Source organism: Vibrio sp. 1S139, assembly GCF_041439475.1.
GTDB classification, from domain to species: Bacteria; Pseudomonadota; Gammaproteobacteria; order Enterobacterales; family Vibrionaceae; genus Vibrio; species Vibrio crassostreae_C.
Window position 1 is genome coordinate 44700 of the sequence record NZ_JBGOOD010000020.1, and the last position, 13099, is coordinate 57798.

Below are 13099 nucleotides of genomic sequence, written 5' to 3' on the forward strand. Positions count from 1 at the left end.
AGCTCGTTACTAAAATCATAGTAATCAACGTGCTTCATTAGTCCAGAAGATAATCTCAGAACTCAAGGTCACCGCATTGATAACAATAAAATGGCCGCTCTATTTGTTAAGAAGCGACCATTCCATACCGTGTTTTTGAACTGTTCAAGTTAAAGAATCAATATTGCGCGGAAGTCATTCACATTTGTCAGCGTCGGCCCCGTGGTAAGAAGCACATCGACTTGCTTGAAGAAATCGTAGCTGTTGTTGGCATCGAGGTAGTCTTGCGCTTTAAGCGACAGGCTCGAACCTTGTTGCCATGTTTGAGGCGTGATCCATGCGCCCGCATTGTCTTCCACGCCATCAATCCCGTCGGTATCAGCAGCCAATGCAAATATGTTGTCTTGGCCTTTAAGCTCGTTATATAGGCTCAACAAGAACTCACAGTTACGCCCACCGCGACCATTGCCTTTAACGGTTACTGTGGTTTCGCCACCGGAAAGTATCACGCAAGGCGCCTCAAATGGGTGCTTGTGATTGGCCACTTGCTTAGCCAACGCAGCGTGCACCTTCGCAACATCTCGCGCTTCTCCCTCTATACAATCACTCAACACATAAGCAGGAATGCCCAAACCTTCAGCTTCTGCAGCAGCGGATTCCAATGCCGACATTGGTGTGGCGATAATATGGTGCTCCGCGTTCTTCCAACAGGCATCATCTGGCTTAATGGTCTCTGACTCTGGATTATTTAGCCATTCAAATGCCGAGCGTGGTGTTTCTATTTGATAACGTTCTAAAATGGCCATCGCATCAAAACGCGTGGTGGTGTCGGGTACGGTCGGGCCCGATGCAATCACACTAATGTCATCACCCGGCACATCAGAAATCGCCAGTGACACTACCCTTGCAGGATACGCCGCTTTGGCGAGTCGACCGCCTTTTATCGAAGATAGATGTTTGCGAACACAATTCATCTCATCAATGGCGGCGCCTGATTTAAGCAACGCCTTATTGATTTGTTGCTTCTCCGCCAAGCTGATGTCGCCACCGGGCAGACTTAGCAAAGCGGAACCGCCACCCGACAGTAGGCAAATAACCGTGTCATCTGCGCTCAAGCTACTCACCAATTGCAGCATACGTTGGCTCACTTCTAAGCCCATCGCATCTGGGACTGGGTGCGCTGCTTCAATCACCTCAATGTGTTCGCAAGGGGCGGTGTGCTCATAACGAGTCACCACCAAGCCTTCAAGGTCACGCAGTGCAAGGTCTTGTTGTTTCTTTGCCTGCCAAACCGCTTCAAGTTCTGCTGCCATCGACGCGGCTGCTTTACCTGCTCCTATAACGACAGTTCGCCCAGCTTGGTTAGCAGAGCGATAAAAAATGTCTTGAGGAAGAAAAGGTTCGATGTGATTTTTAGGTAGCGCCTGATTAACAGCACTTGAGAAAAGGGTTTGCAGAAACTGCTTAGCATCAATGTCCATCAGCCACTCCTTAGTTGACGGAGAAAAAAAGAACCCCGATACAAGGCCAAAGGGTGCCTGCTAAGATCAAGTTGGAAAGGAACAACTTCAACCTCTGCCTCGTATCAGGAACGCGTATAAAAGGAGACGAAACTACGCGATTTATAAACAAACTGTTGGGCTACGAATCGATAGCAGCCCTAATTAATTAACGGATAATCGGTTGATTGACTAACCACTAAACGGACAAACCGTTAACTAGATTAACGAATCGAGTGGTCAGAACGTTTCTCAATCGCTTGGATAAGCGCAGAGTGGTCCCAACCTTCGCCACCCATTTCGGCACACTCGCCAAACAACTCTTGAGCGTTAGCCGTATTAGGTAGTGCAACCCCTAGCTCTTGTGCGCCCGTTAGCGCTAAGTTGAGGTCTTTTTGGTGAAGTGAGATTCTAAAGCCCGGGTCGAATGTGCCTTCAACCATACGCTCACCGTGCACTTCCAATATCTTAGAGTTAGCAAAGCCACCTAATAAAGCCTGACGTACTCGCGCTGGATCAGCGCCTGCTTTTGATGCAAACACCAGTGCCTCAGACACGGCTTCGATATTCAACGCCACAATGATTTGGTTTGCGACCTTACAGGTTTGACCTGCACCGTTATCACCCACCAGCGTGATGTTCTTACCCATGATTTCGAAAAGAGGTCGTGCTTTATCAAAGGCGTCTTGCTCACCGCCCACCATGATAGTCAGAGCCGCGTTTATCGCGCCAACTTCACCACCTGAAACCGGAGCATCAAGGTATGAAGCACCACCTTCGTTGATTCGAGCGGCAATGGCTTTGGTTGCGATTGGCGAGATTGAACTCATGTCGATAACCAGTTTCCCAGTTGCTCCGCCCGCCGTGAGGCCTTTCTCGACGCCGTTGTCACCAAACAGGACATCTTCAACTTGAGGGGTATTCGGCACCATTAGGATAATGATATCCGCTGCTTCAGCCGCTTCTGCTGGTGAGTGGCAGACCGTTGCGCCCGCTGCCACAAGATCAGCAGGTGCTGCATTAAAGTGATCAGACAGAATCAAATCGTGACCTGCTTTTTGAAGGTTACTCGCCATAGGTTTACCCATGATGCCAGTTCCGATAAATGCAATTTTAGACATGTTGTTCTCCTTAACGTTTGAGGGTTACCAGACGCAATTAACGGTACTGGTGCAGCCAACCAAGGCTTTCTGTCGTTGTCGTTTTAGGTTTATATTCGCAGCCCACCCAGCCTTGATAACCAAGCTCATCAAGATAGTTGAGCACGAATGGGTAGTTGATTTCGCCAGTACCCGGTTCGTGTCGGCCTGGGTTATCCGCCAGTTGCACGTGTGCAATTTGACCAATGTTCTGCTGCATGGTCGGCGTAAGATCACCTTCCATAATCTGCATGTGATAAATATCGTATTGGATAGAAAGGTTATCGCTCCCTACCTCTTTGATGATCGCTTTGGCTTGCTCAGTGGTGTTTAAGAAGAAGCCCGGAATATCGCGGGTATTGATCGCTTCTATCACTAAGCTGATGCCCTCTGCTGCTAGCGCGTTCGCCGCATAATGCAGGTTAATCACAAACGCCGATTGCGCGTCTTGTTGAGTGACACCTTGCGGAACAATCCCGGCCAAGCAATTCACTTGAGTACAACCCAGTGCTTTTGCGTAAGCGATGGCTTTAGGTACGCCCGCTTGAAACTCTTCAACTCGTGCAGGGTCGACCGCGATACCACGGTCGCCAGCGTCCCAATCACCCGCGGGCAGGTTGAATAGCACTTGCTCTAGGTTATTAGCGTCGAGTTTTTCTTTGATTGCCTGAGCATCAAAGGCGTAAGGGAAAAGATATTCGACACCTTGAAAGCCCGCTTCTGCGGCAGCTTCAAAGCGGTCCATAAAATCAACTTCCGTGAATAACATTGACAAGTTTGCTGCAAATTTTGCCATGACTCTGTCCTTATTCTTTATTTGGTGAAACTATGACTGTTTAGTGAAGCAACGGTTATTTGATGGAGCTACGGTTGCTTAGTAAGGCTCCGATTTCTTGGAGACTTTCCGTAGAGCTAAACCTCAGCTCTACGTATACACATGACTTAATGATTACTTGTACGCTAACGCTGTTGGGGCATCGCCGCGGCTTTCGGCAAGTGGCTCAAATTCGTTGATGGCATTGATCTCTACGCCCATCGCAATGTTGGTTACTCGCTCAAGAATCAGCTCAACGACCACTGGCACCTTGTGCTTGTTCATCAGCTCTTTGGCTTGCTCAAACGCTGCCGCAATTTGCTCTGGTTCACGAACTCGAATTGCCTTACAACCTAGGCCTTCAACAACGGCAACATGGTCAACACCGTAGCCTTCAAGCTCTGGTGCATTCTGGTTATCGAACGCCAGTTGTACACAATAGTCGATATCAAATTGGCGCTGTGCTTGGCGAATCAAACCTAGATACGAGTTGTTCACCAACACATGAATGTATGGCAGATTGAATTGCGCGCCGACGGCCAGTTCTTCAATCATGAATTGGAAATCATAGTCACCAGAGATAGCGACAATATCGCGATTTGGATCGGCCGCTCGTACACCCAATGCGGCTGGTGTTGTCCAACCCAATGGGCCAGCTTGACCACAGTTGATCCAGTTACGCGGCTTATAAACATGCAGGAACTGAGCGGCAGCAATTTGCGACAAACCAATGGTGCTCACATAACAAGTGTCACGACCAAATGCCTTGTTCATCTCTTCATAAACACGCATCGGTTTCATTGGCGCTTCATCGAAATTGGTTTTACGCAGCATGGTCGACTTGCGTTCCTGACACTCACTTGCCCAAGCATTTCGGTTCGGCAGCTTGCCAGCATCACGCCACTCTTGCGCCACTTCAACCATTAGCTCTAGTGCTGCTTTCGCATCAGAGACAATGCCTAAATCAGGACAGAACACACGGCCTATTTGGGTTGGTTCAATGTCTACATGTACGAACTTTCGGCCTTCGGTGTAAACATCCACAGAACCGGTATGACGGTTAGCCCAGCGGTTACCAACACCAAACACAAAATCAGAATTAAGCATGGTTTCATTGCCATAACGGTGAGAAGTTTGTAGCCCTACCATACCCGCCATTAACTCATGATCATCCGGAATCGAGCCCCAACCCATTAAGGTTGGAATCACAGGAACACCAGTGATCTCGGCAAACTGCTGCAACAATTCAGACGCGCCAGCGTTAATCACGCCACCGCCCGATACAATCAGCGGTTTTTCAGATTGAGACATCATGGTTAATGCTTTCTCAACCTGCGCGCGTGTCGCTTTTGGTTTGTATGGTTCAAGCGGCTCATAGGTATCAATATCGAACTCAATCTCAGCCAACTGCACGTCTAAAGGCAAGTCGATCAAAACAGGGCCAGGGCGTCCAGAACGCATCAAATGAAAGGCTTTTTGAAATGCGCGTGGTACTTGAGCAGGTTCCAGCACCGTGGTTGCCCACTTAGTGACTGGTTTAGCGATAGATTCAATATCAACCGCTTGGAAGTCTTCTTTGTGAAGGCGAGCACGCGGAGCCTGACCTGTAATACATAGGATTGGGATTGAATCTGCAGACGCCGAATAAAGCCCCGTGATCATGTCCGTTCCCGCAGGGCCAGAAGTACCAATACACACACCGATATTGTCTTGATTGGTACGCGTGTACCCTTCGGCCATATGCGATGCACCCTCTACATGTCGAGCTAAGACGTGGTCGATTCCTCCAAGCTTTTTCATAGCCGCATACATAGGGTTAATTGCTGCGCCGGGAACACCAAATGCGATGTCTACACCTTCACGTTTAAGCACTTCTACCGCTGCTTCAATCGCTTTCATAATTGCCATTCGAACCTCCAATTCAGATTGTATACAATTAAACCAACTTTTGTGTACTATGAACCATCCTCGCTATTTATCAACCCCAGAATGAAACAATTTTGTTACATCAACCCATCGCATTAAGTACGTACTCATCCTGAAAAGCTTACAATTCATTGCTTTACATAAAATATCTTTACGTAAAAATAAATTACAAAAAGATCAAATGATAAATAAATGTTAAATACCGTTTGCTTGTTTACAATTTCTACAATATAAATATCCTTAAAAAGAGCATTTTGTATACAAAATGACATCGTATTGTGTAAAGGAGACAAGCAATGATGAATGACGTGAAAGAGAGAAAAGATGTGCTGTGTATGCAGGTACTTGGGAAGATGGACAACTCCGAGTACAAAGAGATCTTGTCTAAAGATGCATTAAAGTTCTTAGAAGCCCTTGTTAATAAGTTTGGAGATCGCCGTCATACCCTGCTAAATGACCGCGACATAAAACAAGCTCAATATGACAACGGCGAGTTACCCAATTTCAGAAAGGACACCATATCCATTCGTCAGAATAATGAATGGAAAGTGGCAACACCGCCGCCAGAGTTACTGGATCGCCGCGTAGAGATCACCGGACCTATCGAAAGAAAGATGGTGATCAACGCGCTAAACTCAGGCGCGAAAGTCTTCATGTGTTGCTTTGAGGATGCCTCTTCCCCGACTTGGGCCAATATGGTCGAAGGGCAAATCAACCTAAGAGACGCCAACCTTGGCACCATTAGTTATTTCGATGAGAAGAAGCAGAAGCGTTACCAATTAAACGACGATCCTGCACTGCTGATCGCACGCCCACGAGGGATCCACCTTCCTGAGCAATCCATCCAATTCAACAATCAGCCTATCGGCGGTTGCTTGATGGACTTCGCCTTGTACTTTTTCCATAACTATCAATCACGAGCACAACAAGGTTTAGGGGTTTACTACTACATTCCCAAGCTTGAGAGCATGGAAGAAGCACAGTGGTGGGACGATATTTTCAGCTTCACCGAAAACTATTTCCACGTACCCAAAGGCACCATTCGTGCGACGGTTTTGATTGAGACGCTTCCAGCCGTATTCCAAATGGAAGAGATCTTGTACGCAATGCGTGATCATATCGTGGCAATGAACTGTGGCCGTTGGGATTACATCTTCAGCTACATCAAAACGCTGAAAAACCATAAAGACCGCATCCTGCCTGACCGCCACGGGATCGGCATGGATCAAGAGTTTCTAAATGCCTATAGCCAACTGTTGGTGCGTACTTGTCATGCTCGCGGCGCACTGGCGATGGGTGGTATGTCGGCCTTTATTCCAGCGAAAGATCCGCAAGAAATGGCGCGTGTAACCGCCAAGGTTATCGAAGATAAGCAAAGAGAATCTCAGAACGGACACGACGGCACATGGGTCGCGCACCCTGCACTGGTTGATTTGGCAATGTCGATCTTTGATAAGCACTTAGATGGCAAAGTAAACCAAATGGATTTTCAAAGCCCGGAGCATGTGATCAATGCAGACTCGTTGCTAAAGCCTTGTGAGGGCAGTCGCGACGAAGTAGGAGTACGTAAGAATATACGCATCGTGCTGTATTACATCGAAGCTTGGATTCAAGGCTACGGTTGTGTGCCTATCTACGGGCTAATGGAAGATGCCGCCACCGCAGAGATCTCAAGAGCCAATATTTGGCAATGGATCCACCACGGCGTCACGCTTGATGACGGCCAAACCTTTACCAAGCAACTATTCCACTCTTGGCTTTACCAGGAGTTAGACACGATAAAACATGAAGTCGGAGACTCGCGCTATTCAGCTGGTCGATTTGAAGAGACAGCTGATCTTTTCTATCAACTTTCTACAGCCGAAGAGTTCGCCGCCTTCCTAACTTTACCCAGCTATGGGCTATTACAAGAGTCCAGTTAGGACTCTTGTACCGAGCTGAATCAGTCGATGATATTCACAACAAGCGTAATGATTGGCTGACTTAGCTTGGTACACGGCCCCTTGAAAAACTAGGAGATAACATGGGAAGTTTGACTCTACAACAAGCGTTAACCATCATTGATGGCACCTTAAAAGCAGGAAACAAGATCCACACAGAACCTTTGACGGTCGCCGTCTTAGACAGCGGTGGCAAGCTGATTTCTCTGCAACGTCAAGACGGCTCTAGCATGATGCGACCAGACATCGCGATTGCTAAAGCGTGGGGAGCACTCGCACTGGGTTGTTCCTCTAGAAAACTCGCCCAAGATGCTGATAATCGACCAGCATTTATCTCCGCCGTAAACGTGCTCGCACACGGAAACATGGTACCAGTACCAGGGGGGCTACTGATTCGAGATAAGGACAAAACGGTACTTGGCGCGATTGGGGTCAGCGGTGACATTTCAGACATTGATGAAAGCTGCGCCATTAATGGTATTGGCTGCGCAGAACTGTTCAGTGATGAGATGCTGCAAGCTTAACTCGCTAACTCTCTGTACTTGAAATTCTTAGACAGGAACAAAAAAACCGAAGCGATTAGGCTTCGGTTTTTTATTGAATCTAAAGGAAGATCAGAAAAACTACTCGTACGCACTCAACCATGTTTTCAGCAGCTGGTTAGTATTTTTCTTCTGGCTCGCAGACAGAGATTTCACAAGCTTCTTCTGCGTTTCAACATGCTCAGTCATCATTTGGTCAATCAGAATAAGACCATCTTTAGTTAACTGGACACTCACGCTGCGTCTGTCTTCTTTGCTGTGTTCACGACTGATCAGCCCTTTGGCTTCTAGCTTATCAAGGCGATTGGTCATCGCGCCAGATGTCAGCATCATGGATCCAATCAGTTCAGATGGCGTCAGTCGGTAAGGCTTCCCAGAACGTCGCAACGTCGCCAGCACATCAAACTCACCCAGCTTCATGTCGTATTTTTTATGAAGCTCGGCAACTTGCGTCTCCATATACTTGGCAATACGCATAATCCGACCCATCATTGCCATAGGCTCAGTATCTAGTTCGGGCTTTTCCTTTGCCCATTGCTCTACTACGCGGTCGATAGCATCCATTTGCAATCTCGCTCCGTTGTTAGTCTGATTACTTCAAACTAGTTTAACATAAAGATACTTTACAACCACTAGTTCTCAGTATACAGTTCACACAATAGTTATCTTAACGTAAAGATATTTTAAATGAACATATTATTAGCAATGATCCCCGCGTTCTTTTGGGGAACAACCTATGCAGTGACGCAATTTACGCTACAGGAGTGGCCACCATTATTATTGGGTGCTTTGCGTGCGTTACCTGCTGGTTTGTTATTGCTAGCAGTAAAACCAACACTGCCTAAAAAAGGCGAGTGGCAAATCATTTTCACACTGGGCCTTATCAATATCGCGACCTTCTTTGGCTTGATCTTCGTGATGGCGCTAACGCTGCCTTCGGCAATCTCTGGCGTGGGTATGATCTCTGTGCCAGTGTTCGCGATGATCTTCCACTGGGTAGTGAAAAAACAGCGCCCGCATCTGATTCAGGCCCTTTCGGGTATTGGCTTGATCACCTTAGCGTGGATACTGTTTAACCCAAGCCAAATTGCTCTGAACCCAATCGGTTTAGGCGCAATGTTCGCCGCAATAATGTGTATTGTCATCGGCAGCAGCATTACCAAGTCACTGGGTAACCGCATGCACTGGTGGAAGGTATTAACGTGGCAGTTGATTCTGGGTGGTACGATTTTGTCTGTCGCGTCTGGCGTTCATGCATTCATCGACCCGCAGCCTTATGTTAATGCCGTGACTCATTTCGATACTCGTAATGCTATGGGACTCGTGTGGGTGATTGGCCTAAACACAGCGCTGGGTTACGGCATGTATGTGTGGTTGCTACAACGTATGTCGGTGGTTGATTTCACCTTCGGTGGAATCGCAAACCCAGTGGCTGGCATCGTGACAGGCATGGTGTTAATGGGTGAATCATTCACTGCAGTACAATACTCACTAATGACCGGCATGATAGTGATGTCACTGCTACCACAACTTATCCTTGCGGTAAGACAATCCAAACAAGTTAAGCCTGTTACGCAGTAGACGCAGCCTCTTAAACGTATTGCTCAAAAACGCGCCTCATTGAGGGCGCGTTTTTTGTTGCTACGCTGAAAGCAATAACCCAACAGCCATACTAGACGAGTTGATTACTTCCTGAGCAAAATTAGACCTCACAAAGAACAATGACTTTACTCAGGCTATCTAAAGTGAATTTATTTTCTATAAAATAATCATATTAGAGATCTAATTTCCACATAAAACTCAAATTAGAGATAAAAAAACAAAACTTTTCTCCGACTACCTTTCTATACTGTGCCACGTCATTAAGGCGCTACAAGCCTATGATTTAAAATAATTATTAATAAGTAGTCACCATGAATTCGAAGTCGCTAACTATCTTGCTTTTTGTCTCTGTTTGCTTAATTTGGGGAACCACTTGGTTCGCTATGGAAGTAGCATTGCATTCTATCCCACCTATTTTTGCTACTGCGTTACGCTTTTTACTTGCAGCACCTCTGCTTGCAGTATTGGCGAAAGTCTTCAACCAACCACTGCTGTTCCCTAAAGGTAAGCGCCAATGGCTGCTTATTGTTGCGTTGATGTATTTCGCGATTCCGTTTACGTTGATGATCTATGGCGAGCAATACATCTCTTCAGGTTTAGCGTCGATCATCTTCGCCAACATGCCTGTGGCTGTGATGTTGATGTCTGGCTTATTCTTAGGTCTACGACTGGCGAAGCACCAAATATTCGGTTTGATTACCGCTGTTGTGAGCCTATGTTTAATCCTTGGTAATGAAATGCAGATGGGTGGCGATGACTACCTAATTGGCACGGTTTGCTTAGGCCTTGCTGTTGCGATTCACGCAGTGATGTATGTGCTGGTTCAAAAGCACTGCAAAGGTATTGAAGTACTGACCTACAACGCCGTACCAAGCTTAATTGCAGCTCTATTCTTATTTGCTGTATCAGCTATAGGTGAAAACGTGAATATTGAATCTTTCACTTGGGACTCAATCTCTGCTGTGGTTTACCTAGGCTTTGTGGCGAGTGTTGGCGGCATTGTGGCTTACTTTAAATTAGGTCAGGTTTCGACACCTTTCCAAGCGTCTATCTGCTTCCTAATCTTCCCAGTGGTTGCGCTGCTGATCTCTTGCTACATCAATGGTGAGGTTCTATCTGAACAGTCACTTGTAATGATGATTCCTCTACTTTGCGGCATCTTACTGACCAAAGCACCAAAGGGAATCTTCAAGCTGCGTACCGAATTAAAAACCGTAAGAAACTGATCCGTGTGAAACCTATTTTGCGGATTAGATATACATATCCCACATAAACAAAAAGCTCCAATATCACTATTGGAGCTTTTTGCTTATTTCATAATATCGAGACCAACATTAGCGCCAGCTAAACATTCGCACTTCGTTGCCCTCTTCAGGTTTCTTCGGAATGTTTAAAGATAGCGCTAGAGAAACCACGGCCATCACTGCACCAATATAGAAAACCGTTGCAGGAGAAGACAACCAAATCACACCAAACACGACAGGAATAACGACCGCTGCAATATGATTGATGGTGAAAGAGACACCAGCAGTTGATGCCATGTCTGCCGGGTCTGCGATTTTCTGGAAGTAAGTTTTGATCGCCAGCGCCAATGCAAAGAACAGGTGATCGATCACGTAAAGTGCCGCCGCCCATTCCGCGCTTTGCACCAAACCATAACCGACAAACACACCAATCAAGCCAACATACTCGAAGATCAACGCTTTACGCTCGCCAACCACACCGATAAATCGACCAATGCGCTTCGCAAACAAGAAGTTAAATAGGTAATTAACCAAGAACAACAATGTGACGTCGGCAGCCGAGTAACCAAACTTCTCTACCATCAAGAAGCCTGCAAACACAGTGAAGATTTGTCTTCTCGCACCGCTCATAAACGTTAGCGCGTAATAGAGCCAGTAACGCTTCCGCAGTACCAACTTCTTACTCTGTGGCGTCTTGGTTTGAAACTCAGGGAAGCCAAAGGTCATCACCAAAACTAAAACAAAACCAATTCCGCCAGTGATGCCATACACCCAAGCAAAGTCGAGTTTGAGTTGCTCTAACATCACCCAAATAGAGCCATAAGTGATTAAAGATGCCAACGCGCCAACGGAGATCATCTTACCTAGCATCTCTGGCGCTTCTTCTTTACTCAACCATTGCAGTGACAGAGACTGCTTCAGCGTTTCAAAATAGTGAAAACCCGTCGACATCAAAACCGTAGTCAGCAACAATCCAGTGAGTGAAGGGAATAAACCGGTTATCGCCGTGCCCACGGTCAGCATCGCCAGCGATATCAACATAAAGCGTTGCTCTCGAATGAAGGCTAAAACAAACACCACGGTAAACGCTAAGAAGCCTGGGATCTCACGAACACTTTGCAACAAACCAATATCGGCGCCATCAAAGTTCGCCTTCTCAATCACGAAGTTATTAAGCAGAGCCATCCAGCTCGAAAACGCGATCGGTACAACAATCGAAATCAGTAATAAAAAGTTTTGCGGCGTTTTCCAGCTCGCGGTTCTATCGAACATTGACGGACTCCTGTTCGTCTAATTGAGTGAGCACTCGTAAGGTCAACTGCTCAGTATAAGGGTTAATCTTCCAATGCTCTGGGCTCCAGCCTTTTACGAAACGTTGGAAATCGGCCCACGCCACGTAAAACATTGGTCGCCATGCTGCTTCTACCTCATCAAATGAAAGGTGTGGCTGATAGTACGCCAATGCCTCTTTCAAGTAGTGGAAGTAAGCATCTAGTACTTCTGATTCAAGCTCTGCGCAATCTTGTGGCCTAATCGCGCTGCTCATGAACAAGGCGACGTCTTTCATCGCACAGCCGTAACCCACATATTGGAAATCGACCGCAGCTGCTCGCTCGCTTTCAGAATCAAAACAAAAATTGGCGAGCTTGGCATCGCCATGGACTAAGGTTTGATATGGACACTCTTTGAGTAAACGGTCGATGTGCTTGGCTTGATTCTTCAATGGTAAATCAGCCAAGGCATTGAGCTCATCAGGACGTGTATCTAGATGCCAATAAGTACCGACTTGCCACAATGATGACAACTGCTCTTGATTGATATTGATATGCTTTGCGTGAAAGTTAGCGAGCCATTTAAGGCAAGCATCGCGTTGTTTTTGCTCTTCTCGTGTGTAACTAGGTGCCTGATAGTCAGAAGCAGCAAGAACATCAAAATGAGAGGTTAACGGAAAACCTATATCCGCTAAGTCTTGCATCACAATCAGCCACTCATTCTCTTCTAGTTCACATTGCAGCCCAACAGGTACAGGGCAGCGCTCATCCCATTGTTGGGTGAATGACTGATACCAAGCTGTTTCCACTTGGTAAGAGTGTACCTTTCGTTGGTGAGAGAGTTTGGTATTCCAACCCTTTGGGTGTTCAGCTTTATCTGGCAACGCGACATGTTTAACAATCACACTCTTGAGTTCCGCACTGCTTTCTTGAGAAAAGACTAAGCGAACTAACTCGCCATATCCACCCCATAGGCGTTGAATCACTTGGACATCAAACCCTTCATGACAACCCAGCGAGGTCGCTATTTTTTGATAAAGCTCATTTTGATAAAACTCTTGTTGATAAAGCTCTGGCTGATTTTGACTTGAACCCGCTTCAGGTTGAGCTCGATTATTCGACGATATTGATTGAGACATATTA

At 46.5% G+C, this 13099-nt stretch carries 11 protein-coding genes; 4 read left to right on the plus strand and 7 right to left on the minus strand.

The window, feature by feature from the left end:
- Nucleotides 1-149: 149 nt before the first annotated feature.
- The 4 genes from ACED46_RS09150 to gcl all read right to left on the minus strand — a co-directional run bounded on the left by ACED46_RS09150 (nucleotide 150) and on the right by gcl (nucleotide 5339).
- The gene (locus ACED46_RS09150; RefSeq protein ID WP_371721305.1) at nucleotides 150-1460 is read right to left on the minus strand and encodes a glycerate kinase; all 1311 of its coding nucleotides are present in this window, start codon (nucleotides 1458-1460) and stop codon (nucleotides 150-152) included.
- 242 nt (nucleotides 1461-1702) lie between these two features.
- On the minus strand, nucleotides 1703-2599 hold the full coding sequence (locus tag ACED46_RS09155) for a 2-hydroxy-3-oxopropionate reductase (RefSeq protein WP_017111423.1): 897 nt from the start codon (nucleotides 2597-2599) through the stop codon (nucleotides 1703-1705).
- Nucleotides 2600-2636: 37 nt separating this feature from the next.
- The gene (hyi, locus tag ACED46_RS09160; RefSeq protein ID WP_371721306.1) at nucleotides 2637-3413 is read right to left on the minus strand and encodes a hydroxypyruvate isomerase; all 777 of its coding nucleotides are present in this window, start codon (nucleotides 3411-3413) and stop codon (nucleotides 2637-2639) included.
- A gap of 153 nt (nucleotides 3414-3566) precedes the next feature.
- Nucleotides 3567-5339 (minus strand): glyoxylate carboligase, encoded by a 1773-nt coding sequence (gcl, locus tag ACED46_RS09165; protein WP_371721307.1) that lies wholly within the window; start codon nucleotides 5337-5339, stop codon nucleotides 3567-3569.
- Nucleotides 5340-5653: 314 nt separating this feature from the next.
- Between gcl and aceB the strand changes: the two genes are divergently transcribed.
- Nucleotides 5654-7279, plus strand: a complete 1626-nt coding sequence (aceB, locus tag ACED46_RS09170) for a malate synthase A (RefSeq protein WP_371721308.1) — start codon at nucleotides 5654-5656, stop codon at nucleotides 7277-7279.
- Nucleotides 7280-7380: 101 nt separating this feature from the next.
- The gene (locus ACED46_RS09175) at nucleotides 7381-7821 is read left to right on the plus strand and encodes a heme-binding protein (protein WP_008220964.1); all 441 of its coding nucleotides are present in this window, start codon (nucleotides 7381-7383) and stop codon (nucleotides 7819-7821) included.
- 99 nt (nucleotides 7822-7920) lie between these two features.
- Here ACED46_RS09175 and ACED46_RS09180 read toward each other — a convergent pair whose 3' ends face one another.
- Nucleotides 7921-8403 (minus strand): MarR family winged helix-turn-helix transcriptional regulator, encoded by a 483-nt coding sequence (locus tag ACED46_RS09180; protein WP_136982344.1) that lies wholly within the window; start codon nucleotides 8401-8403, stop codon nucleotides 7921-7923.
- Nucleotides 8404-8526: 123 nt separating this feature from the next.
- Between ACED46_RS09180 and ACED46_RS09185 the strand changes: the two genes are divergently transcribed.
- Nucleotides 8527-9420 (plus strand): DMT family transporter, encoded by an 894-nt coding sequence (locus tag ACED46_RS09185; protein WP_017071977.1) that lies wholly within the window; start codon nucleotides 8527-8529, stop codon nucleotides 9418-9420.
- 332 nt (nucleotides 9421-9752) lie between these two features.
- Nucleotides 9753-10667, plus strand: coding sequence for a DMT family transporter (locus tag ACED46_RS09190; protein WP_371721309.1), 915 nt, complete (start codon nucleotides 9753-9755; stop codon nucleotides 10665-10667).
- A 108-nt stretch (nucleotides 10668-10775) separates the two neighbouring features.
- On the opposite strand, the gene ACED46_RS09195 is transcribed toward ACED46_RS09190, so the two are convergent.
- A complete protein-coding gene (locus ACED46_RS09195) occupies nucleotides 10776-11957 on the minus strand; it encodes an MFS transporter (protein ID WP_371721310.1) in 1182 nt (393 codons plus the stop codon).
- Complete coding sequence (locus ACED46_RS09200; protein ID WP_017061579.1) at nucleotides 11947-13095, minus strand: phosphotransferase; 1149 nt, start codon at nucleotides 13093-13095, stop codon at nucleotides 11947-11949. The genes ACED46_RS09195 and ACED46_RS09200 overlap by 11 nt, the downstream gene beginning before the upstream one ends.
- Nucleotides 13096-13099: the final 4 nt, after the last annotated feature.

Coding starts and splice junctions, on each gene's coding strand:
- aceB (WP_371721308.1), top strand. CDS start 5,654: ATGATGAATGACGTGAAAGAGAGAAAAGATGTGCTGTGTATGCAGGTA.
- ACED46_RS09190 (WP_371721309.1), top strand. CDS start 9,753: ATGAATTCGAAGTCGCTAACTATCTTGCTTTTTGTCTCTGTTTGCTTA.
- hyi (WP_371721306.1), bottom strand. CDS start 3,413: ATGGCAAAATTTGCAGCAAACTTGTCAATGTTATTCACGGAAGTTGAT.
- gcl (WP_371721307.1), bottom strand. CDS start 5,339: ATGGCAATTATGAAAGCGATTGAAGCAGCGGTAGAAGTGCTTAAACGT.
- ACED46_RS09195 (WP_371721310.1), bottom strand. CDS start 11,957: ATGTTCGATAGAACCGCGAGCTGGAAAACGCCGCAAAACTTTTTATTA.
- ACED46_RS09155 (WP_017111423.1), bottom strand. CDS start 2,599: ATGTCTAAAATTGCATTTATCGGAACTGGCATCATGGGTAAACCTATG.
- ACED46_RS09150 (WP_371721305.1), bottom strand. CDS start 1,460: ATGGACATTGATGCTAAGCAGTTTCTGCAAACCCTTTTCTCAAGTGCT.
- ACED46_RS09200 (WP_017061579.1), bottom strand. CDS start 13,095: ATGTCTCAATCAATATCGTCGAATAATCGAGCTCAACCTGAAGCGGGT.
- ACED46_RS09180 (WP_136982344.1), bottom strand. CDS start 8,403: ATGGATGCTATCGACCGCGTAGTAGAGCAATGGGCAAAGGAAAAGCCC.
- ACED46_RS09185 (WP_017071977.1), top strand. CDS start 8,527: ATGAACATATTATTAGCAATGATCCCCGCGTTCTTTTGGGGAACAACC.
- ACED46_RS09175 (WP_008220964.1), top strand. CDS start 7,381: ATGGGAAGTTTGACTCTACAACAAGCGTTAACCATCATTGATGGCACC.